At 60.2% G+C, this 21284-nt stretch carries 22 protein-coding genes; 16 read left to right on the top strand and 6 right to left on the bottom strand.

The window, feature by feature from the left end; genetic code table 11:
• Positions 1-41 precede the first annotated feature (41 nt).
• Positions 42-1103, bottom strand: a complete 1062-nt coding sequence (locus AC0L2Y_RS09595; protein WP_473555658.1) for a glycosyltransferase family 4 protein — start codon at positions 1101-1103, stop codon at positions 42-44.
• Between AC0L2Y_RS09595 and AC0L2Y_RS09590 the strand changes: the two genes are divergently transcribed.
• Positions 1102-1662, top strand: coding sequence for a DUF982 domain-containing protein (locus AC0L2Y_RS09590; RefSeq protein WP_473555657.1), 561 nt, complete (start codon positions 1102-1104; stop codon positions 1660-1662). The genes AC0L2Y_RS09595 and AC0L2Y_RS09590 overlap by 2 nt on opposite strands.
• Positions 1663-1698: 36 nt before the next feature.
• Here AC0L2Y_RS09590 and AC0L2Y_RS09585 read toward each other — a convergent pair whose 3' ends face one another.
• Complete coding sequence (locus AC0L2Y_RS09585; protein WP_473555656.1) at positions 1699-2652, bottom strand: methyltransferase family protein; 954 nt, start codon at positions 2650-2652, stop codon at positions 1699-1701.
• A gap of 3 nt (positions 2653-2655) precedes the next feature.
• Positions 2656-2955: a hypothetical protein gene (locus AC0L2Y_RS09580; RefSeq protein WP_473555653.1), complete on the bottom strand. Its 300-nt coding sequence runs from the start codon at positions 2953-2955 to the stop codon at positions 2656-2658.
• Between the two features lie 94 nt (positions 2956-3049).
• Here AC0L2Y_RS09580 and AC0L2Y_RS09575 point away from each other — a divergent pair, with 94 nt between their 5' ends.
• The 11 genes from AC0L2Y_RS09575 (at position 3050) to AC0L2Y_RS09525 (ending at position 13416) form a co-directional block, all read left to right on the top strand.
• Entirely contained in the window at positions 3050-3571 is a 522-nt protein-coding gene (locus AC0L2Y_RS09575) for a hypothetical protein (RefSeq protein ID WP_473555651.1), read from the top strand.
• 6 nt (positions 3572-3577) lie between these two features.
• Positions 3578-4120 carry a hypothetical protein gene (locus AC0L2Y_RS09570; RefSeq protein WP_352491992.1) on the top strand — a complete coding sequence of 181 codons (543 nt, stop codon included), beginning with the start codon at positions 3578-3580 and terminating at the stop codon, positions 4118-4120.
• A 264-nt stretch (positions 4121-4384) separates the two neighbouring features.
• Positions 4385-4609, top strand: coding sequence for a hypothetical protein (locus tag AC0L2Y_RS09565; RefSeq protein ID WP_473555649.1), 225 nt, complete (start codon positions 4385-4387; stop codon positions 4607-4609).
• Between the two features lie 215 nt (positions 4610-4824).
• Positions 4825-5079 (top strand): DUF6894 family protein, encoded by a 255-nt coding sequence (locus AC0L2Y_RS09560; RefSeq protein WP_352977186.1) that lies wholly within the window; start codon positions 4825-4827, stop codon positions 5077-5079.
• Positions 5080-5503: 424 nt separating this feature from the next.
• Positions 5504-6046, top strand: coding sequence for a class I SAM-dependent methyltransferase (locus tag AC0L2Y_RS09555; protein WP_352491990.1), 543 nt, complete (start codon positions 5504-5506; stop codon positions 6044-6046).
• Between the two features lie 236 nt (positions 6047-6282).
• Entirely contained in the window at positions 6283-8070 is a 1788-nt protein-coding gene (locus tag AC0L2Y_RS09550; protein ID WP_352710210.1) for an ABC transporter ATP-binding protein, read from the top strand.
• A gap of 6 nt (positions 8071-8076) precedes the next feature.
• On the top strand, positions 8077-9258 hold the full coding sequence (locus AC0L2Y_RS09545; RefSeq protein ID WP_473555646.1) for a glycosyltransferase family 9 protein: 1182 nt from the start codon (positions 8077-8079) through the stop codon (positions 9256-9258).
• 9 nt (positions 9259-9267) lie between these two features.
• Positions 9268-10455, top strand: coding sequence for a glycosyltransferase family 9 protein (locus AC0L2Y_RS09540; protein WP_473555644.1), 1188 nt, complete (start codon positions 9268-9270; stop codon positions 10453-10455).
• Positions 10445-11623 (top strand): glycosyltransferase family 9 protein, encoded by a 1179-nt coding sequence (locus AC0L2Y_RS09535; protein ID WP_352491986.1) that lies wholly within the window; start codon positions 10445-10447, stop codon positions 11621-11623. Before AC0L2Y_RS09540 ends, AC0L2Y_RS09535 begins: the two co-directional genes overlap by 11 nt.
• A gap of 303 nt (positions 11624-11926) precedes the next feature.
• Entirely contained in the window at positions 11927-12706 is a 780-nt protein-coding gene (locus AC0L2Y_RS09530; RefSeq protein ID WP_473555641.1) for a sulfotransferase domain-containing protein, read from the top strand.
• Between the two features lie 14 nt (positions 12707-12720).
• The gene (locus AC0L2Y_RS09525; protein ID WP_473555640.1) at positions 12721-13416 is read left to right on the top strand and encodes a sulfotransferase family protein; all 696 of its coding nucleotides are present in this window, start codon (positions 12721-12723) and stop codon (positions 13414-13416) included.
• A 30-nt stretch (positions 13417-13446) separates the two neighbouring features.
• On the opposite strand, the gene AC0L2Y_RS09520 is transcribed toward AC0L2Y_RS09525, so the two are convergent.
• Positions 13447-14661, bottom strand: a complete 1215-nt coding sequence (locus tag AC0L2Y_RS09520; protein WP_473555637.1) for a glycosyltransferase family 2 protein — start codon at positions 14659-14661, stop codon at positions 13447-13449.
• Here AC0L2Y_RS09520 and AC0L2Y_RS09515 point away from each other — a divergent pair.
• The 4 genes from AC0L2Y_RS09515 (at position 14629) to AC0L2Y_RS09500 (ending at position 18820) form a co-directional block, all read left to right on the top strand.
• Positions 14629-15792, top strand: a complete 1164-nt coding sequence (locus AC0L2Y_RS09515) for a glycosyltransferase family 4 protein (protein WP_473555635.1) — start codon at positions 14629-14631, stop codon at positions 15790-15792. The genes AC0L2Y_RS09520 and AC0L2Y_RS09515 overlap by 33 nt on opposite strands.
• Before the next feature lie 113 nt (positions 15793-15905).
• A complete protein-coding gene (locus AC0L2Y_RS09510) occupies positions 15906-16697 on the top strand; it encodes a glycosyltransferase family 2 protein (RefSeq protein ID WP_473555634.1) in 792 nt (263 codons plus the stop codon).
• A gap of 89 nt (positions 16698-16786) precedes the next feature.
• On the top strand, positions 16787-17509 hold the full coding sequence (locus AC0L2Y_RS09505) for a glycosyltransferase (RefSeq protein WP_352491981.1): 723 nt from the start codon (positions 16787-16789) through the stop codon (positions 17507-17509).
• A 273-nt stretch (positions 17510-17782) separates the two neighbouring features.
• Positions 17783-18820 (top strand): phosphatidylglycerol lysyltransferase domain-containing protein, encoded by a 1038-nt coding sequence (locus AC0L2Y_RS09500; RefSeq protein ID WP_473555631.1) that lies wholly within the window; start codon positions 17783-17785, stop codon positions 18818-18820.
• Between the two features lie 589 nt (positions 18821-19409).
• Here AC0L2Y_RS09500 and AC0L2Y_RS09495 read toward each other — a convergent pair.
• Together AC0L2Y_RS09495 and AC0L2Y_RS09490 are read right to left on the bottom strand one after the other, a co-directional pair.
• The gene (locus AC0L2Y_RS09495) at positions 19410-20486 is read right to left on the bottom strand and encodes an ABC transporter ATP-binding protein (protein WP_473555629.1); all 1077 of its coding nucleotides are present in this window, start codon (positions 20484-20486) and stop codon (positions 19410-19412) included.
• On the bottom strand, positions 20483-21283 hold the full coding sequence (locus AC0L2Y_RS09490) for an ABC transporter permease (RefSeq protein ID WP_473555626.1): 801 nt from the start codon (positions 21281-21283) through the stop codon (positions 20483-20485). The genes AC0L2Y_RS09495 and AC0L2Y_RS09490 overlap by 4 nt, the downstream gene beginning before the upstream one ends.
• Between the last annotated feature and the right edge of the window lies 1 nt (position 21284).

Raw genomic sequence — 21284 nt, 5'->3', positions numbered from 1 at the left:
CAAGCTCTGTCGTTTCGTTCCAACGTCCACAATAACGCCGATCAGGATGCTCTCGCTTCACCGGGAGCGCCGATCAGGCGCGAATAGGCAGCCACATAGTCGTGGGCCATTCTCGTGGCAGAAAAACGGTTTTCGAATACGGCTCTCACCTGTCGCCGGTCGAGGCGCAGCAATTCCGGGATCGAGGCGACCGCAGCATCGACCGTATCGACAAGGAAACCGGTCACGCCGTGGTCGATGATCTCCGGCAGGGCACCGCATTTCCAAGCGACTACCGGCGTGCCGCAGGCCATGGCCTCTATCGCGGCAAGACCGAACGGCTCCGGCCAATCGATTGGAAACAGCAGGCCGGCCGCCTTGCCGAGGAATTCCGCTTTTCTGTCCTCTTCGATCTCGCCGATATAGTCGACGCGGTCGCCGTCGATCAGTGGCTCGACCGTGTCGTGGAAAAAAGCACGGTCGTCGTCGCCGATCTTTGCCGCAAGCTTCAGTTTCAGCCCGGAGCGCAAGGCGATCTCAATGGCACGGTCCGGGCGCTTGTCGCGCGACAGCCGGCCGAGAAAGGCCAGATACGGCTCGTCTGCATCCGTCTCGAAAGTCGGCTCGTACATATTGATCGGCAGCCCGTGATGGATGGTCGCCAGCCAATTGGCCCTGGGTAAGCCGGTTCTCTGGCTGCGCGAAATGGAGATCATCGGAAAGCGCGGAAAACGCTCGTAGGCTGGGGCCAGGTCGACATAGTCGAGCCTGCCATGCGGTGTCGTCACCGTCCGGTCGGGCATGTGTTCGAAGAAAGGAAAATGCAGGAAGTGGCTGAGATGGAAATGGATAATGTCGAACTGTTGCGCTCGGTTCCTCACCTCGGCCAGCATCGCCAGATGCGCCGCGGTTTCGGATTTGTGCGGGCGCGGATCGAGACGGAGCGCCCGCTCGCGACACGCTACCAATTTCGCCGACGTGTTGGTATCGCCGCTGGCGAACAGGGTCACGTCATGGCCAAGCTCGACCAATCCCTCGGTCAGATAGGAGACGATGCGCTCCGTCCCTCCATAGAACCGGGGTGGCACGGATTCATGGAGCGGCGCCACATGGGCTATTCTCATGTTTTGGCATTTCCCTCAAAAAGACGGCTCGTGGCATCGAAATGCATCAGCCGCGCGAACGTTCCCGTACAATGGCGAGATGTCACTCAATTGGGGCAAAGATGTCACCCAATTGGGGATGCCGGGCGCTTCCACCGCTGCTCGTCTGGTCCAGCCAACATTTTCCAGGCCAAGCCCTCTTTTGCCGGGAACCAAAGTCGGGTTCGCGAGTTTAGTGGGGTTCGATCGCACGCATCCGGTCGACGGGGAGGAAACGATGGACCGCTTGCAATTCTTTTCGCCCGTGCGGATTTTGCGCGGACAGGGACAGCCCGTGGAAGAGATCGACAACGTTGCCGAAGCTATGGCATTCTTGCGAAAATGGCCGGCCGGGCGGCGCGGGCCGGTTTACCAGTGCGCCGTGAATAGCTGCGCTGCGGCCATGGCCGGCCGGATGTCGGCCGAGGAAGCGCGAAAGGCTTTTGCCGGCTTCGCCCGGATCACCCGGCTGCTCGAGGGCGATAGGCCGTTGCCGATGAGCGGCGAGGATCGGCATGGCGATCACGCGTTGAGGCGATAGGCCAGTTGCCGCAGATCGTCAGAGCAAGGGTGGCATTCAGCCTGAACGCCCGATCGGCGACCGACTCGCTTTCGCGAACAGTCGTTTGAGCTGAGCAACGGCGCCGTTTTCGCTGATGTAATCGCAATAGGTGATGTAATCGGGGTCGCATGACAGATGGCGTTCCTCGGTGATGGCGCGGAGTGCGTAGACGGCGTTGAGGCCGAACAGGATGGCGGAGTGCCGCAGCGCTTCAGCGGGTCCTGCGGCGGTGAGGAAAGGCACGGAGATCAGCCACCAGGAGAGGTTTTTCGAAACATAGGCCGGATGCTTGATCCAGCGATACGGTCCGCAGGTGACGATTCCGCGATTGGTGAGATTGGAAAATCTCAGGCCAAAGCTCACGGTGGACCAGACAAAAATCAAGATGCAGAAGAGGATCGCCGATCCCCAGAAAACCTGGAGCGCCGGTGAGGGCATCACCGCCGTCCAGTTGGCGCCCGTTTCGTAGTTCAGGTAGGCACGGGTGGCGGCGTTGATGGGTTCATAACAGGCAAGACAAACCAGCCAGCCGAACACGGTGGGTTCGACGCTGCGGATATGGTTGTCGAGGACGCGCAGCGTGAAGACGTAGCCGACGACCGCGACAAGAACATCCACCATGAACAGGAGATCGATTGCAAAAGCGTGCCAGCGCGTGATGTCGAATCGATACGGTTGTTCCAGCCCGGCCAGGATCGAACCCAGTGTGGAGCACAGATAGACGAACATCAGCGGCAGGAAGAAGCCTTTGACGATCCAGCCCCGCACATGCTGGCGTATCTGCTCGGTTCGCTGCGGCACGGCGCCGCTGAGGACGAATGCACCGATTTCGGCATATGAATCTTCCGGATCGGTCTGCCTGCGGTCGACATAAGCAACATAAAACGGCGCGGCGACGAGCAGCGCCGGCAAGGTGTCGTAGAGCGCTGCCCAGTAGGGGGCGTAAAACTCACGCCGGTATTCCGGCACTATTCAGTAGACTGCGGCAATGGTCGTGAGCGTAACGATCAAGCCGATGAGCTTGCGCACGACACGCTCGACTTCAAGCGCTCGCATCGGCTTCGCCTGCAATCCCGTTGAACGCCTTCGAAACGTCTGGAAATAGGCCGTGTCGACCGCGATCATCGCTGCCGCGGTAGCTGCAATGACAGTCATGGCCTGCAAATGCACAGGCCAGCTTCTGTCGACGAGCATCGCGACGGTCAGCGCAAGACCAAGCAATCCTGCAAGGCCGGTGAGGGGCGCGGTCGCCGATTTCGGTTGGAGCGTCATACTACTACTCCCGTTGTCGTGAGGATCGATCGTCGTTGCCGGCCGCGTGGTCGCCGCCACGGTTCAACTCGAGTGGCGCCGCCACCGGAGCCGCTTGAGCAGCCGCTACACTCCGCCGCTGCCGTTAGACCCGCCGCTGCTTGTTCCGTCGTTGCCGCCACTGGATCCGCTACTGCCGCTCGAACTGCTGGTGCCGCTAGAGCCGCTGCTGCCGCTGGAACCGCTGCTGCCACTGGAACCGCTGCTGCCGCTCGAAGTGCTGCTGCCGCTGGAGCCGCTGCTGCCGCTCGAAGTGCTGCTGCCGCTGGAACCGCTGCTGCCACTGGAGCCGCTGCTGCCGCTTGAGCCGCTGCTGCCGCTGGAACCGCTGCTGCCGCTTGATCCGCTGCTGCCGCTGGAGCCGCTGCTGCCGCTCGAACCGCTGCCGCCGCTCGAGCCGCTGCTGCCGCTTGAGCTGCTGGAACTGCTGGTGCCGCTCGAACTGCTGCCGCTTGAGCTGCTGGCGCCGCTCGATCCGCTGCTGCTTGAGCCGCCGATGGGCCCCTTGTTGACGTTGCGTGGGGAGGGATGGTTGTTGGCGCCCTCGCTTAGATTTTCGCAGGTGCACTTGCGCTGATACTTGGTGCCGAAGGCACTGCCTTCATTACTCGCCTGCTGGCAGACCAACCTATGGCAAATCAAAGTCGCTTCGGTTGTCTCGGGGGTAAGGCCCGTGATGACTATTGCGGTTGTCGTGGCCGCCATGCCCGTGATCGTGAACCGGAGTAAATTCCGAAAATTGTGCATAGATACCTCGCTTTCTGACGCCTCGCTTCTCGGGCTCACGCCCAAGCTTCCTCGTTGTCGAGTGGGTGTTTGCGACAAGGCCGCATACGGATCGCTTACGCCTCAGCGGTCGGGGCTCAGTGGCGGCATAAAAAGTTGGACGAAGCGCAGACAATGGTGCCGCATTGCGGTATTTCGACCGGAAAAGGCCAAAGATGCACTTTTGGGGGAATGGATAATGTCGAAACGGCTTAGACTGGTGCTGGGAACCGCCGGCGCAATTGCCGTCGCCATTGTCTGGGGGATCGTCGCCACGTCGATGGGCGTGCCATCGATTCTGATCACAGTAGGAGCGGTCGCGATCGGCGCGGGCATTTACAGCTATCAAAACCGGAACTGATCCGGTACCGGCGACGCGGCATAGCCCAAAACTCCCACGGTCGCAGACTGCCTGCGGCAATGCTCAGTGTACGAAAATTACCAACGACAGCGTTCTGTGGAACGAGTGGCCTGCCGAAGCTATTGTGGTGGCGGTCCGAGACACCCCCGCCTCGGGCCACTGGCTCACCCAGCCGAGTGGTCCGCTGCTATCCAATGGCAGCGGACCCTTCACCCGGAGGACGGACCCCGGAAGACGGACATTGTGCCGAATCGAGGGAGAACGATGGTCGTTGACGAGATTGCAGCGCGGCGCCTGAAAATTCTGATCGAGCAATATATGGAGACCAGGAAGAGGCGCCACGATGTGGTTTCTACCGCAGCGGCTGAGATCGCGATCAGGGCTGTCATACCGAATTGCCCGGTCTCCGGAAATGCCCTTGACGAAATGATTGCGGCATGTGCGTTCGAACATGGGCTGGGGGTGCTGTTCGATCGACCTGACGCATGAAGGCCTAAACGGCATGAATCCCAACGCCAAAATCGCGCGGTGCTGTCGTGTACGAATTCGAGGCTGCTCCTGAGGCGCTTGCGACTAAGGCGCGTCGCGTCGATCGGCCTCATGCGATGCGCTTTAGGTTCTTGTTTTGATACATGTTGTTATCGCAAAACCGCTGCACATTTTTGCGCGACATGCATTAGAGAAACCGACCAACCGGAGCAGCCATGCCGAGATATTTTTTCCATTTCCGAAACAATGAGGGCCGCTTGACGGAAGATTTCGAGGGTCAGGAGTTGGACGGTTTGTCCGCGGCTCAGGATAACGCCATGGCTTCGGCCAAGGAAATCCTGGCCGAGGGCCTGCTCAGCGGCAGCCCGGTCCTGACAGGTCTTTCCTTCGAAATCTGCGACGAGAACCGGAAGCTGCTTTTCCGATTTCCCTTCTCGGAAGCTGCCGAAAAGGCTGGCACTCGACCGTGATGGCCAAAAGCGCCGCAATGCGGGCGAGCTTTGATCGAGCCTGGCTGAAAAAACCGCATATCGCGGCAAACAGTCGTCAGTGCAAATCAGCACCATGGGAAAATTAGTAGCATAGCTGCCGGCACAAAGCAAGAACAAACATGGCTTACCATGCCGAAAAGACGTGCGTTTCAGGAACTCGAGGGCAGGCCCGGGTAGGGGCGCCAAGCGACATTGCGATTTCCAACCGATGTGTCGATTTGTCGGGCCGGGTGTTCGTCAACTTCCCGAAACGGCTTGGCAGGATGCTGTGATCAGGAGTTCCTTTCTCCCGCGGTTACGTTTACAGGACGCTCTGGACAGTGTCGTTTGCGCGCCAGCAACTGGACCGGGCTAGGCCCGGCGCACAGTCCTCTTCCGTAGAGGAACCAGTGCGGCGTCGTTTTTGGAGAACAATGATTTGTGGTGGTCAAATAAGCAAAAGAGATTCAAGGGAACGTGGGATGACCGACTGGACGGGCTATTCTCAGCAGAGGTCGACTACGCCGGGAAATCCATTCTCGATGTTGGCTGCAACATGGGTGTTGTCGCCTATGAGATATCCAAGCTAGGACCGAGTTCGATCCATGGGATCGACATTCTCAAGCCGCATATCGAGACGGCCAGGATGATCTTCCTGGGTTGTCCAGTCCAAAGCCGGTTCGATTGTCTCGATCTTGGCAGCCGGAAGCTGCAAAATGTTCTCCAACCGCAGTACGACATCGTCATGCTGCTGGCGGTCTACCATCACATGCAGTGGAGCCTCGGCGCGGACAAGGCGCGAAGCGTGCTGTGCGATATCGCCAGGCGTGCTCAAACGATCGTTGCCCGCGTCCCTCCTGGCAAGGATAAGGAGATGATCGCGGTGCTTTCGGATGTGGGCTTTTCAATTAAAAGCAATCACACATCGCCTCTTGGAAGCCATCTCATGGTCCTCGCGAAACACTGACCAGCATAGCGCGGCCGACGACGATTGGCGCAAGAGCCGCGTGGCTGGGGTCCGCTACGCTCGCATGCGAGGGACCGACGGTCATGGGCCGATGACGTGCAAGGATCCGGTTCGGCATTGACTGCGGTCGGGAACGAAGCCACAGACAGGTGATCGAAACCGTCTCGCGCTTCAAGACAACACGAAGACCGGACGGGATCGCAACGGGCGGCGACAAGATGATTGCAAAGAAACGAGTGTCAACGGTCCCGGCATATCCGCTGATCAAGCGTCTGATTGGCGAAAATCTGCCGCCGCACAAGATGCTGTATGTGACAGGTTTGCTGTGCTCGATCGCTGCTGCTGCCGCGGTCGGCGCGACGGCCTGGATCATGAAAGTCATGATCAACACCATCTATGTCGAGCGAGACGCTGCCGCTGTATCGGGTATCAGCGTCGTCATCATCGGCATTTTCCTAGTCAAGGGCATAGCTGCCTACTGCCAGACCGTCACGACGGGAAAGATTCGCCGGGCTATCGTTTCGGACCTGCAAAACCGTCAATTTTCTCGAATGGTGCGCTTCGACATCAGCCGTTTCGCGAACCAGCATCCGGCAAAATTCATCGCCAAGATCATGTTCAACGCGCGCGCCGGGGCGACCGTTATTCTCACCCTCACGAGCAGCGCCGTCTCTGATCTGCTGACCCTGATTGCTTTGGCCAGCGTCATGGTCAAGCAGGACCCGGTGATGTCGCTGATATCCGTGGCGGTTCTGCCGATGCTGTTCCTGTCAGTCGGCGCGATAACAAGGAAGCTCAAGGCGCTGGCGAGGGGCGAGACGGAATTGGCCGCGCAGGTCCAGTCGATCGGCACGGAAGCCGTCGAAGGCATCCGCACCATCAAGTCCTTCCAGCTCGAGGACAAGGCGGTTGCCAGCTTTGCAAAGGCCGTCCGCAAGATGGAAAGACGTGGCATCCAGATCAACCGGACGTCAGCATTGATGAGCCCATTGATGGAGACCGGCGGCGGCGTGATCATCGGGCTTTTCGTTATGTACGCCAGCTGGCAGACCCTCGGCAACGGCAAGACGCCCGGCGAATTCATGGCCTTCATTACCGCGTTCCTGCTTGCATATGAGCCTGCCAAGCGGTTGGCCCGGGTCAATGTCGACGTCCAGAAGCAGATGGTCGCCGTCGAGCAGATGTATGATTTGATCGACACGCCCGAGCAGCGGCGACTCGCAATCGCGGGCGAGCGCCTGACCGACGTCGATGGTGGTATCCGCTTTGAAGATGTGGCCTTCTCCTATGACGGCAACAGCCCGGCGCTCGAGGGTGTTTCCTTCGACGTGCGACCTCGTGAGAAGCTGGCGATCGTCGGCCGCTCCGGCGCCGGCAAGACCACCATCGTCAATCTGATCCTGCGCCTGATGGAGCCGGCCAAGGGCAGGATCCTGATCGACGGAAAGGACATTTCGAAGATCAGCCTAGCGGACGTTCGCGACAATATCGCACTTGTGTCACAGGACGTCTTCCTGTTCGAAGGCTCGATCCGCGACAACATTCGCGACGGCCGCCCGAACGCCACGGATCAGGAAATCGAGTCCGCTGCGAACCTCGCCCGGGTCACCAGTTTTGCTTCGGCGCTTGAAAACGGCCTCGACACGCTTGTCGGGCCGAGCGGCACCAATCTGTCGGGCGGGCAGAAACAACGCGTCGCCATCGCACGCGCCCTGCTCAAGAATGCTGCGGTAATCGTCTATGACGAAGCGACATCGGCGCTTGACGGCGAAAACGAACGGGCGGTTATGGAGGCAGCCTTCGACAGCACATTTCAGCGCACGGTGATCTGCATTGCGCACAGGCTGTCTACAATCAAGGCGGCCGATCGTATTCTCGTGTTTGACGCCGGACAGCTTGTCGATGCTGGAACGCATGACCAGCTTGCCAAGCACAGCGAGATATATCGTTCGATATTCCACCTGGAGGCGCCCGATCCGATGGTCGAAAGCGGCAAAAAGCTGCGGCAGAGCGTATTGCGCTGAAGGCCGATGACCAGCTTTTATCATGGTTCCTATGTCCGGTATGTGATTGGTGGACTGGGCCTTCAGGTGCGCCGGTACAAAAAGGCGGTGCGCAGGTTGTTTTCCGGTGCCAAGCAGCCGCGTTCCATTCTTGAGCTGCAAGCCAAGGTTGAGGCTCTGATCGTGCGCAGGGACTGGAAAGGCCTTGAAGCCGGTACCAATGAGATGGCTGTCACGGCCGATCACAATCGCGATCCGGAGTTGATGCAGAAGGCGGGCCAGGCGTTCGAGCGGCTTGGCAACTTTGCGCGGGCAGCTGAGCTTCGGCTTTCGGCGCGCCGGCTGCGGAAAGGGAAAAGCGCCAACGAGTGGATCGGCGAGAATCTCGGATCGGATACACTGCTGATCGATCTTGTGGAGGATGACCCGCGCAGCCTTGGCCGGGTTATCCGCCACGCGCGACTGGCCGGCGCTGCCGCTTCCTATTCGCAAAGCGCAACAATTCGGGTCGAGCCGCGCCTGGTATCAATTCTGCAACGAACGTTCCCGAAGGCGACCGTGGTCCCGGCGCAGCAGGATGTGGTCGGCGACAAACGTGCGACTTTCGAAGATCTCGCCTGGGTGTTCGGACGCGATGCCGAAAAGCTTGCTGCCGACTTCGTGCCGCTGCGGCCAGATCCTGAACTCGTCGAGACATTCCGCAAGCGCTATCGCTCGATGACGGATCTGCCGCTGGTGGGTCTCTCCTGGGGCAGCAAATCCCACACCAAGGACGTGCCTGATTTTCCTGAATGGGCACGGTTCATCGCCCAGACACAAGCGACATTCGTTTCGCTCCAGTACGGACAGATCAAGCCGGCGTTGCGGCGCCTTCGCAACGGCAACGACGGACGTCTTATCTTTGACGACAGCGTCGACCAGATGGTCGACATGGACCGTTTCGCCGCACAGGTGGCCGCACTCGATGCTGTCGTGACGATCAGCAATACGGCGGCGCATCTTGCCGGAGCCCTTGGCGTGCCGACTGTTTTCCTCATCGACGACAATTTTCAGACGGCATGGCCAGTGACCGGCGACCGGACACCCTGGTATCCGAAGGGCATTGTCATTCGCAAGGAGGGGCGCCCTTGGTCGCTGGTGCTCGACGAGGCCGGCCGGCGGCTCTCGTCGATCCTGACGACGCTTTCCGACACTCCCCGAGGACGATAGAACATCGCCGTGCAGAACAGACGAACCATCCTTCAGAAAGCAAAAACCGCCGATCTGCGCCCGCAGGGCGCCGTCGGCAAGCGGCTGCAGAAGGTTCTCGAGCGGGCAAAGGAACTTCTTAGACGTCCCTCGCGCCACGCCGACGAAAGCGCCGAACGGCATATGAGGCTGATGGAGGAAAGCGTGCAGCGTGGTGACTGGCAAAGTGCTCGCGACCATGCACTGGCGCTTGGCGTGCTCGGTGAGCAGCTTGGCGATCTCGGGCTGATCAAGAAAGCAGGGCGTGGACTGAGGCGTCTCGACGGAGGAAATCGCGTCTGGCAGTTGATGGCGGCGAGCAAGCAGCTGCGCGGCAGGCCCGATTGGGATGGCCGTGATCTTGCGGGTCGCACGCTTCTCGTCGATCGTCGCGAAGGCGACCTGGCGATCTTTTTCCAGTTCGCGTCGCTGCTTGGTCCAGTGATCGCGGCTGCCGGTCGATGCATCGTCTTCGTCGAGCCGCGACTGGCACCGCTTTATCGCAGAACATATCCTGCGCTCGATGTCAGGATTGAAGGGGAAGAGGACATGGCGGCGGTGGACGCCGATGTCGTTGCCGGTTTCGAGACACTGGCAAAGCATTTCTGGCCGGACGACCCGGCGGCACGCGCGCCCTTCGTTCCGCTGGAGCCGGACCGCCGACTGGTTGCCGAGCTGCGCGGCACCTATCTCGATGGCGGCCCAGGTCCCCTGATCGGATTTGCCTGGGGAAGCCTCAACAAGAGCAAGGATCTGCCGGCTCTGGACGATTGGCGGACGCTGTTCGGCAGCCTGCCGGGGCGCCTCGTCAGCTTGCAATATGGCGATGTCGGGCCGGCCCTCTCCGAGTTCGAGCGCCACGCGCCGGGGCGCATCATCCATGACGCTTCCGTCGACCAGTTGACGGACATGGACCGCTTTGCCGCCCAAATCGCGGCGCTCGACGCGGTGGTGACGATCAGCAATACCGGCGCCAACCTGGCCGGCGCGCTCGGCGTGCCGACGATTGTCATGCTCGACGACGGGTTTCGACTGTCCTGGCCTGCCTTCGGCGAGACCGTCGCCGCATATCCGAGCATTCGACTGGTCCGAAAAGGCGGCCGAGCCTGGGCGTCGGCAGTGCAGGAAGCAGGCGGACGGGTCATGCAAATCATCGGCGGAGCTGGCGATGGAAGGTAGCCTATTTCTCGGCCGGTTGCGCCGCGCTGTCGCGCTTGCAGGCTACAAATACAAGGTCTGGTTCCGACGTCACCGCCGGCAGCTCTTCCTTCGCTGGCGCGACGGCGACATTGCCGATCAGATGGCGGACTATCGGCGAAGCGTCGAGTCCCGCGATTGGCCGGCGGCACTGCCGAAAGCCCTGGCTCTTGGGTCCATTGCGAAGTCGAGGGGCGAGGTCCACCTGATCGACGAGCTCAGCAAGGCGCTGATGCGGATGGGCGCCTATGGCGCAGCCGCCGAACTCAGGATCGCACGACGCCACATCGTCAACGGCCGCGTCGATGGCGAGTGGCTGGGCCAGAATATTTCTGGCCAGACACTGCTGATCGATCTGATGGAAACCGAAAAGCAGGGTCTGGCCACCGCGATTCATCATGCGAGTTCCGTCGGCTGTGCCCTGGCGCGCGCCGCCCGCTCGATCGTGCTGGTCGAGCGCCGCCTGGTACCGCTCTTTCAGCGCACTTTTCCAACCGCCGATGTGCGGCCGGTCGGCGCTGATGGCAAGGCTGCCTATGCCGAGGCGCAGGCCTTCGCCGGCGTCCAGCATCTGACTGCCGTTTTCGAGACCGACGAGGCGACGATCCGCGAGCATTTCGTGCCCCTTAAGCCGGATCCGGCCCGGGTCGCTGAACTTCGCGCCCGCTACCGGAAGGAAGGGCGGCCGTTGGTCGGTATCGCATGGGGCAGCTCCAATCCCGGCAAAGACCTGCCGCCGCTTGCCGCCTGGCGAAACCTGATCGGCCGCCCGGACCTCCGGTTCGTCTCGCTGCAGTACGGCCAGATCGAGACCGATCTGAAGATCCTGACCGACGGTGAGCCGGAGCGCATTCTTCATGACAGATCGGTCGATCAGCTCGTCGACATGGACCTTTTCGCCGCGCAGGTTGCCGCGATGGACGCCGTGGTGACCATCAGCAATACCGGAGCGCATCTGGCCGGCGCGCTCGGCATTCCCTCGGTTTTCATTCTGGGCGACGGCTTCAAGCGCTCCTGGCCGGTCGAGGGTGACCGCACGCCCTACTATCCATCGGCCGTGCTGGTCTCGAAACGGGAACGCCCCTGGTCCGTAGTGATGGACGAGGCCGAGTCCATTCTGGCGCCATGGGTCACAAAAGTGAGTGGCTAAAGCATGTCGTCCAAAAGCGCGTCACTGAATGCGCTTCGACGCAATGCGCATTAAGGGGTTCGGCCGACGGACCGCGGAATGGAGCGCCTGTGTCGAACAGTCGTCGCAACAGGCCAAAAAACATAAGGCATTCCGAACCGGGATATAGTAAAGGCCCAATTCGCCCCGCAGAGGATCGCAATTCTTGCTGGCATTTCTGCCTTGTGTTCGAATCAGTCGTAGGCTTAGGCGCCCAGTAATGGGGTTGGTCTGGCCGGCAGCGGTTCGGGCGCCAGCTCTGATAATCTAAAGGAGGTCTCTCCCATGTCCTTTCTAAAATTTTTCCAGGCCAAAGCGCCGCCTCTTCCTCTTATCGTATCCTTTCCAAAATCGGGGCGCACGTGGCTGCGTGTCATGCTGGACGATCTCGGCGTTGAAGTTCAATACATTCATGACGGAACCGACCACAAGTTACTTCGACCGAAGTCGAGCCTCAAGGAGAATAAGTCTCGATACAAGAAGAGAAGAACAATAATGCTTGTTCGCGATCCAAGAGATACGGTGGTCTCAGGGTACTTTCAGGTTCAGAAGCGCCACATGCTTCCAGCGGGATCGTTCAGCGATTTTATCAGAAGCGACAATCATGGGATTGAAAAGATCATCAGATTTAATCTGCATTGGTTCGCGGCCATGCCCCGGATGCGCGAAATCCGGTATCTTCAATATGAAGATATGCATCGGGATACGGCTGGTGTCCTTCGCGCGATTCTTGGATTCCTGAACCAGCAGGCTGACGATCGGACGCTTGTCGAGGTGGCGAACAACCGAACGTTCGACAAGATGAAAGTGAGTGAATCGACCGGTGATCTGTCCGATCGATACGGCAAGATATTACAGCCGCGCGATGCGAATGATCCCGAAAGCTTCAAGGTGCGCAAGGGCAAGATAGGCGGTTACGGCGAATATCTTTCCGACGACGACGTGGCCTATTGTGACGAGCAGTTGGCTAAGTTCGAATATTGGGAGAAGCTGGACAAGGTCTTTAGCACGAACGGCTTGTGCTACTCTCGCGTCGATAACCGCGCCCGGATCGCCTTGGGTTAGGGAGCATTGCCGACATGGTGATGCGGACCGGATTCATTTGCGGCTGCGGTCATAGCGGGACGACGTTGATTGCGACGATCCTTGCGTCGCATCCCGACGTCTACTTGCCGCTCCAGGAAACCAACATTTTCTTCAAGTGGACGCCATTGGCCATGTTCCGCTTCTGGAAACTGAAGCGGGCGGCGCTCGATGCTGGAAAGAGCGTGCTGCTTGAAAAGACACCGCGGCATATCCGCCGTGTCGCCCGCATTCGCCGGCTCGTGCCCGGCGCGCGTTTCGTCATGCCGGTGCGAGATGGGCGCGACGTGGTAGCGTCCCTGATCAAACGACTTGGCGACCCAAAGGAGGCTCTCGACCGCTGGATCAACGACAATGCGCTAGTTCTTGCGGAACGGGGAAAGCCGGATGTGCTGATCTATCGCTATGAGGACCTGGTCGAGAATCCGGCCAAAGTCGTCGAGCAGATATGCGGCTTTCTCGATGTAACCTTCAGCCCGGATCTTCTCGACTACCACAAGAACCCGCAGCAATGGTTCAAGCCGACCGACGCCAGCGACGAGACGCCACATGCGGTGCTCCGGAACCAGCAGGTCAATCAGCCGATCTACGACGGAAGCGGAAGATGGCGCTCCGAACTTGGAAACGCCGAACTACAGGACCTGGTACAAGGACGAGGTGCCCAGCTTATGAAAGCATTCGGTTATGCATGATGCCGGTTCGGCATCTGCTGGAAATGCCGTCTACCAATCAATCTTGTCGATCAAACCCGTTTTGAACAGGCTGTGAGCTCCTTCGTACAGCATTGACTGTTCGCTCATCGCGCTGAGAGCGGCTTTACCGCTCGATACCTCATGATACTGGCGATATTTGGAAGCGCCGTTCCAATACTGACCTTCCGCCACCGCGACCTGCGCCTTGTCGTTGAAATCGGCGAAGAACTTGAAATGAAGCAGGCCGGCCAATCCTTTTATATAGTTTCGCCAGTAGGGCAGCGGTGAGTGAATCGACGTAAAAATCGTCTGGCGATCAACATATATCAGAGGAAACTTGGTCAACTTGTGCTGCCTGGCGAAAAGCCGGGTTCTCGGGCCGCCTGTGATCTTGAGATGCCGGGGGCTCCTCGTCACCTCATAGCCGCTGACGTCGAAATGGTCCGCAACTTGCCATGGCGGGACGATGGGATCGAAGGGTACGTCCCAGATGTTTCCGCTCGGATACATGTCGATCATCGGCGCCAGCAGGCGTGTCATTCCGCGCCGCTTGAGCCAGTCGGCCATCGCACCGAGCGGATGCTGATCCATGCCGTCATAGACAAGATATTCGTCCGCATCCACGGTCAGATACCAGCGAGGCTGACCGTAAATCTGCACAATACGCTGCCGCCAAAGGTTTCCCAGGTCCGACTGCGAATAGGTGATCGGCGAGCTGAACAGATCGACGTCTGGCTGCTCGGCCAGAAGCTCAGCTGTGCCGTCGGTCGAGCGATCATCGAGGACGGCGAATCTGGTGACGCCGAGTTCGCGATAGTGCTTCAGGAACGGGTGTAGCCTGTCCGCCTCGTTGCGGATGACGAGGATCAAAGGCAGGTCATTCGCTTTAAGGGGCGTTATCGGCCGCAGCGATGACACTTCTGCCCGTCTTCCGAAGGTGTGTCTCAGCCGATATATGGCGGTGTCGGTAATCGTCCGGCGGACAATGGCGGGCCAGGTTGCTTTGCTCAAGCCGTCGATTCCCCTCATGGCGGTCACCGCCCGGCTGGAGCTGGCGCTGATCCGCTGTTTGCAGTTAATTTCTACATGCAGCACCGTTAGGCAAATCGCAAGCAGTTGCGGAGTTCCGGCGGGTGAGCTTTCCAAGTGTTGCCGATGCGCGCTGGCCTCTATAGACATCGTCGGATGGCAACAGGCCGGAGCCCAGACCCTATGTACGCCGGCATTCGTGGCACCGAAATTCAATTCGACAGGCCGATCCTGTTCGTGCGCCAGCGTTATGCGCCATTTGGCGGCGGCGAGATCATGCTGGAAAACATCATGGCCGCATTTGCCGCGCGTCAGCGGCCGGTGGCCGTGCTCTCCGGCGACTGGCCGCGAAACGAAGGCATAGAATTCATCCATTGTGCCGGCCGCCGGTTTCCGCGTTCGCTGCGGGCGACGTCCTTTGCTCAAGCCGCCTGCCGCAAGATCGCCGAGATGCCGCCGGCGCTGGTGCAGAGCAATGATCGCCTGCCGTGCTGCGATGTCTTCCGGGCCGGGGAGGGCGTTCATGCCGCCTATCTTGCCGAGCGGCGGCGTTTCGAGACGCGGCTTGGCAGGGCGGCAATGGCGCTGAGCCCCTTTCACCGCCAGACGCTGCGCCTCGAGCGCGCAACCTATGCCAGCCCGCGGCTCAAAGCTGTCATTGCCATTTCGAAAATGGTGGCAGAGGACATTGTCCGTCACTACGATTATCCGGCGGAAAATGTGCACCATATTCCCAACGGGGTGGATCTCGAACGTTTCAACCCGCAGCTGCGCCAGCGGCATCGGGCGACAATCCGCGCGCGGCTCGACGTCGACGAAAACAGGTCGGTCGTCCTGTTTGTCGGCTCGGGCTTTGCGCGAAAGGGACTGCTTGCACTGATGACGGCAGTCGCCAGGCTCGATGGCGAGCCTGAATTGTGGGTCATCGGCCATGATTCGCGCGCCAACGCCTTCAGGCAGGCCGGTGACAGGCTCGGTCTCGGCGCACGGCTCAAGATGCTGGGGCCGCAGAAAGACATGCTGCCGTGGTACGGCGCGGCCGACATTGCAGTGCTGCCTTCCATCTATGATCCTTTCGGCACGGTGGTCATCGAAGCGATGGCCAGCGGCTTGCCCGCCGTGGTGAGCACCGGCTGTGGAGCGCGCGAGCTTGTCGAGCGGTTCGAGCCGACGCTCGTTTGCGATGCGGCCAGCGAAAGCGACCTCGCAGCAGCGCTCGCGCACGCGCTGCAGTTGTCGTCACGGCCTGAGACCGCAACCCGGGTGAGGGCGGCCGCCGAACACTATGATTTCAATGTCATGATCAAGCGAATGATGGCGCTGTATGAAAGCCTTGATCTGAAATGATTTTCGACTTTGTTGAATTGGGTTAGTACCGTCAGTGTGCCAACAGGCCGGGAGCCGATGCTGCAGATGCATTCGAATGACAGTGGCAGCTTTGATGCCGGAACCTTCTGACCGTGCCGGCGCTCTCGGTCATTATCATCACCCGCAACGAGGAGGCGTCCATCGCGCAATGCCTTCGGTCGGTCCATTTTGCCGATGAGATCGTCGTTCTCGACAACAACAGCAGCGACAGGACCAGGGAGATTGCCGGTGCTCTGGGGGCCAAGGTTCTGATGACCGTTGATTGGCCCGGTTTCGGCGCGCAAAAAAACCGTGCGCTGGCCGCGGCGACGGGGGATTGGATCCTCTCGCTGGATGCAGATGAGTGGGTGGAGGCGCCGCTCGGCGCGGAAATCAGGGCCGCAATCGCCGACCCAAAAGCCTATGACGGCTTCGAAATACCGAGAAGATCGCGCTTTTGCGGTCACATTGTCCGCCATAGCGGCTGGTCGCCCGATCTGGTGCTCAGGCTCTTCCGTCGCCGCTCCGGGCGCTTCAGCGACGACACCGTGCACGAGAAGGTATTGGTGAACGGGAAGGTCAGCCGATTATCCCAGCCGATCGAGCACGATTCCATCACCGACTTGGCAGATGCCCACGACAAGATCGGCCGGTACGCAGAAGCGTCCGCCGCGCAGCTGCTTGCCGAGGGCAAAAAAAGCTCGATAGGCAAGGCGGTCTTGCGCTCGGTCTGGGCCTATGTGCGCAGCTATGTTTTCCGGCTGGGATTTCTGGACGGTTCCATTGGTGCGATGGTGGCCGCGTATTCGGCTAGCTACACCTATCAGAAATGGGCGCGTGTCGCATTGGGAATGCGAGGCCAGGTCCACCAGAAAAGCAAGGCTGAGGCCAGGACAAATCTGTGACAAACCGGCTTGGTTGACCGCAATTGTTGCCGAGCCATCGCCAACTAGTTAGTGTACGACCGTTAAAATCGAAAGCCAGGGTAGTGAATATGACTGATGCGTTTAGGGTATTTATCGGATGGGACAGCCGTGAGCCGATCGCGTACGACGTCGCGCGACACTCGTTGCTCAAACATGCGTCGGCGCCTGTCTCCGTCATTCCGATCAAACAAGACGAGATGCGTGCCCGCGGGCTGTATTGGCGGGAAAAAGATCCGCTCGCCTCAACGGAGTTCACCTACACGCGCTTCCTGACGCCCTTTCTCGCCGACTACACGGGTTGGGCCCTGTTTTGCGATTGCGATTTCCTGTGGCTCGGTGACGTCGCAGGCCTGCTGAAATACACGGACTCGGACAAGGCGGTCTATTGCGTCCAGCATGACTATACGCCGAAGGCCACAACCAAGATGGATGGCGTGGTCCAGACGTCCTATCCTCGGAAAAACTGGTCGTCGCTGATGCTGTTCAATTGCGCGCATCCTTCGGTCAGATCGCTCACGCCAGACGTCGTGAATCAGGAAAGTGGCGCCTATCTTCACCGAATGCAGTGGGTTGCCGACAAGGATTTGGGCTCATTGCCGGTAGAGTGGAATTGGCTCGAAGGCTGGAACGAAAAGCCTGCTGTCGGCACACCCAAGGCGGTCCACTATACCAGCGGCGGCCCGTGGTTTGCCGAGTGGCAGAATGTCGACTACGCCGACTTGTGGATAGCAGAACGCGACGAGTTCCTGGGTTCCGATCAAGCGGCATCTTCTCAGAGCGCAGTTCGATAAGAACATCGTGTTTGGCGGGTGACCTGGGCGCTTGCGAAAGTGGCATTGATTTTCGTGTCGCCAAGGGCGCAGCAACCAGCCGTCAGGCGCTGGGCGTCGACAACAATGCGTGGTGCCGACTGGGGGCGGGACCGGGGCAGATTGCGCCTACGGATCTGGCGGCTCCGGCCGGGCAAACATGCCGCGCTGAGATAAGGATCAACTCGCGGCAATATGATCGGTTTGGGGTCCGTCAGCTCTTTCATCGCCCTAGCCGGCACGCGAAAGTCGACCATGCCGTCACTGCGAAGACGCCTCGATCGTTTCCTGGAGAACCGCGGGCCTAAAATACCGCGGCTGCAGCTGAACCATGTCGAGCGCCTGGCGCTGGTTCGTCGCCATGGTGATTTTTCCCTTGCCTATTCGACCACCGTGCAGAAGGGGCTTCACTACTTCGGCGATGCCCAGGGCTACATCGCTTACGGCAGCAAAACGCGACATCATTTCGCGCTGGGTGATCCAATGGCTGCCCCGGCCGATCGGCGCGACTATATCAGACGTTTCATCGAGGTTGCCGGCAGCCCGTGGTTCGTGCAGATCGGCGAACAGACGGCGCGCGTGCTTGCCGGGCTTGGCTATCAGGTCAACCGCCTCGGCGTCGACACCAGGCTTGTCTTGCCCGGACACGACTTTTCCGGAAAGCGCAATGAGACAGTGCGCTATTCCGAACGCTGGCTCTTGAGGAAGGGTTTTTCCTTCGCAGAGGACAACGGGACTGTCTTCCTCGACGAGATTGCCAGGCTCTCCCAGAATTGGCGGGCCGACCGCATCGTCAAGCGCTGGGAGATGAGATTTCTCAACAGGCCCTTTGCCGATCACCTTGGCGTCGATATGCGCCGTTTCGTCCTGCACGGTCCGGATGGGGAACTCGTGGCCTTGCTGGATTTCGATCCGCTGTTCAGCGACGGCAAGATCATCGGCTACACCACCTCGTTCAAGCGCAAGCACATCGATGCCTCGGCGCATGCCGAGATCGGCCTGACCAAGTTCGCGGTCGACCGCTTTCGCAACGAAGGTGTTTCCGTCGTCACCCTGGGCCTGTCGCCGCTTGTCGAAATCGGACCTAGCGGTTTTGCCGAAAGCGATTTCTGGCGGCACGCCTTCCAGCGTGCCTATGACTCGCCGTGGGTCAATCGCACCCGCTTCAACCTGCAGGGGCAGGCGGCCTTCAAGCGCCGGTTCCACGGTGTCGAAGAACCGACCTATCTCGCCTTTCGCAAGGGGACTTTTTTCGAAGCACTTTCTCTGCTCCGGCTGATCAGGGCCGTGTAGTGCCTGTTAGATGAGCGCTCGTCGTCTCCCGGTATGGTCGACCTCACACCGGCCAGGCTGGTTGTTTAGGTGGGGAAAGGAATGCCGCGGCGGATGCAAAAGACCGGCTGCGAAGCGCCGGACCATTCTGCCGTCGTCCCCAGTCCCGCCGAGGCACTTTTGGCAGCCCGACACCGGCTCCGCATCAGCGCGCCAGCGAGCGGATTCACTATTGCTGCTGCGCACCGCCGGGAATAACGAGAGTACCCTGGCCCGGCCTTGAGTATCTGAAGCCTATGAAGAACAAAGCAACGATGACCAAACAAATGACGATGACCGCGACGACGCTGCCAGGATGGTGTCCGGTATCTGGCGGTTGGACCATTGCCTTCCCGTATGGCTATCGCCACTGACCTTCTTCATCTTCCAACCGAGCATGACGACTGTCAATGGACAGAGGAGCTGCCCCCGCCATCCAATCAGCCGCCGGTAGCGCCGACCACGTTACGCGCTTGCCGACCGAAGTTGATGATGGACCGAACCACAACTTGTCCTAAGCACGCCTCCATCGCTGCGAAGCGTTGGATGGCGGCGATCCACCGCGGCTTAGTCAAGCCGGAAACAGGAACGCCGCCGCCGGATCGAAAAAGACCTGCCGGCTGCAGGGCGACACACCCTGCGATTGCATGGCGGCGGAGGTCGGCCTGATGTCAACCTCCTGTCCAGCGGCGGTGCGCGCGACAATCCGCCGGCGCTCGCCGTAAAATGCGATATCGACGATCTCGACATTCAGTTCAGCGCTCGCCGGGCTCCGCTCCATGCTAAAGGCTTCGGGCCGGATCATCAGCCTGCTCTTCTGGCCTTTGCCGAACGTGCCGTTGGACCTCACTCCGGATATGATCGAACCGTCTGTCATGCGGATCGTTGTCGTGCCGTTGGTGGTGTCGAGATGTTCGGCGGCGAGGAAATTTGAATTGCCGATGAAGCCGGCGACGAAGTCGGTCGCCGGCCTCAGATAGAGATCCTCGCCGGTGCCGGTCTGCTCGATGCGGCCATCCTTGAACAGGGCGATCCGGTCCGACAGATGCAGCGCCTCTTCCTGATCGTGGGTGACGTAGAGAATGGTGACGCCGGTCTGGCGATGGATGCGGCGGATTTCGCCCTGGATTTCCTCGCGCAGCTTCTTGTCGAGCGCCGACAATGGCTCGTCCATCAAAAGGATCGGCGGATCGTAGGCCAGCGCCCGGGCCAGCGCGACGCGCTGCTGCTGGCCGCCCGACAGCGCGCCGGGTAAGCGCCCGGCAAAGCTTTCGAGTCGCACCAGGGCCAGCATGTCGGCGACCTTTTTCTTCACCTCGGCGTCCGTCCGGCGGCGAACCCGCAGCGGAAAAGCGACGTTTTCGGCCACCGTCAGATGCGGAAACAGGGTGTAGCGCTGGAAGACCATGCCGATGTTGCGCTTGTGCGAGGGCACTGCAAGCAGTGATCTTCCTTCCAGCAAGACATCGCCGGAAGTCGGGTTCTGAAAGCCGGCGATCGCGTAGAGCGTCGTCGATTTTCCCGAGCCGGAGGGCCCAAGAAAGGTCAGGAACTCACCCTTGGGTATGTCCAGCGTGACATCGTGCACGGCGACAATCGCCCCGAACGCCTTGCGCAGATTGCGGATGGAGAGGAAAGGGTGGGTCATGTCCGGAACTTTCGCTGCAGCAGCGCCGTCACCACCATCAGGGCAAGCGTCAGCCCGACAAGCAGGCTTGAGGCGGCTGCGATCACCGGACTGAGGTCCGACCGCAGACTGCTCCAGATCTTGACGGGCAAGGTTTGCAAGCTGGGACTGGCCATGAAGATCGCCACCACGACTTCGTCCCATGAGGCGAGGAAGGAAAAGATCGCGGCGGAGAAGATGCCGATCCGGATCGACGGCAAGGTGATCCTGAGCCTGGCCTCGAGCGGGCTTGCCCCGCAGACGATTGCCGCATCCTCGATCGACTTGTCAAACCCTTCGAGCGCCGCGACGATCGGGATGATGGCGAAGGGCAGCGCCAGCACGGTGTGGGCGATAACGAAACCGATGGTGGTGCCGCCGAGGCCAAGGCGAAGGAAGAAGGCGTAGATGGCGATGGCGAAGACGACGACGGGCAGCACCATCGGCGTCAGCAGCAGGCCGCGCAGGATCTCACGTCCGGCAAACCGTCCGCGAACCAGGGCAAAGGAGGCGAGCAGGCCGATCGCCACTGCCAGGATCGCCGTCATGGTGGCGATTCGGGCGCTGGTCAGCGCCGCGTCGAGCCAAGCCGGATCGGCAAAAAGCTCCTGGTACCATTTGAGCGTCCAGCCGGGCGGCGGAAAGGCCAGCCAGCGCGACGAGCCGAAGGAGAGCAGGACGATGAAGACCACCGGCAACAGAAGAAAGCCGGCGACCAGCGCGGTGAAGCCGAGCAGGGCAACCCGCAGTCCACCCATGCGGTCATAGTCGAGCAGCATC

It is taken from the genome of Mesorhizobium sp. WSM4830 (assembly GCF_055811495.1).
The sequence above is the reverse complement of the archived record's forward strand: the minus strand, read 5'-3'. Positions and strand labels throughout refer to the sequence as shown.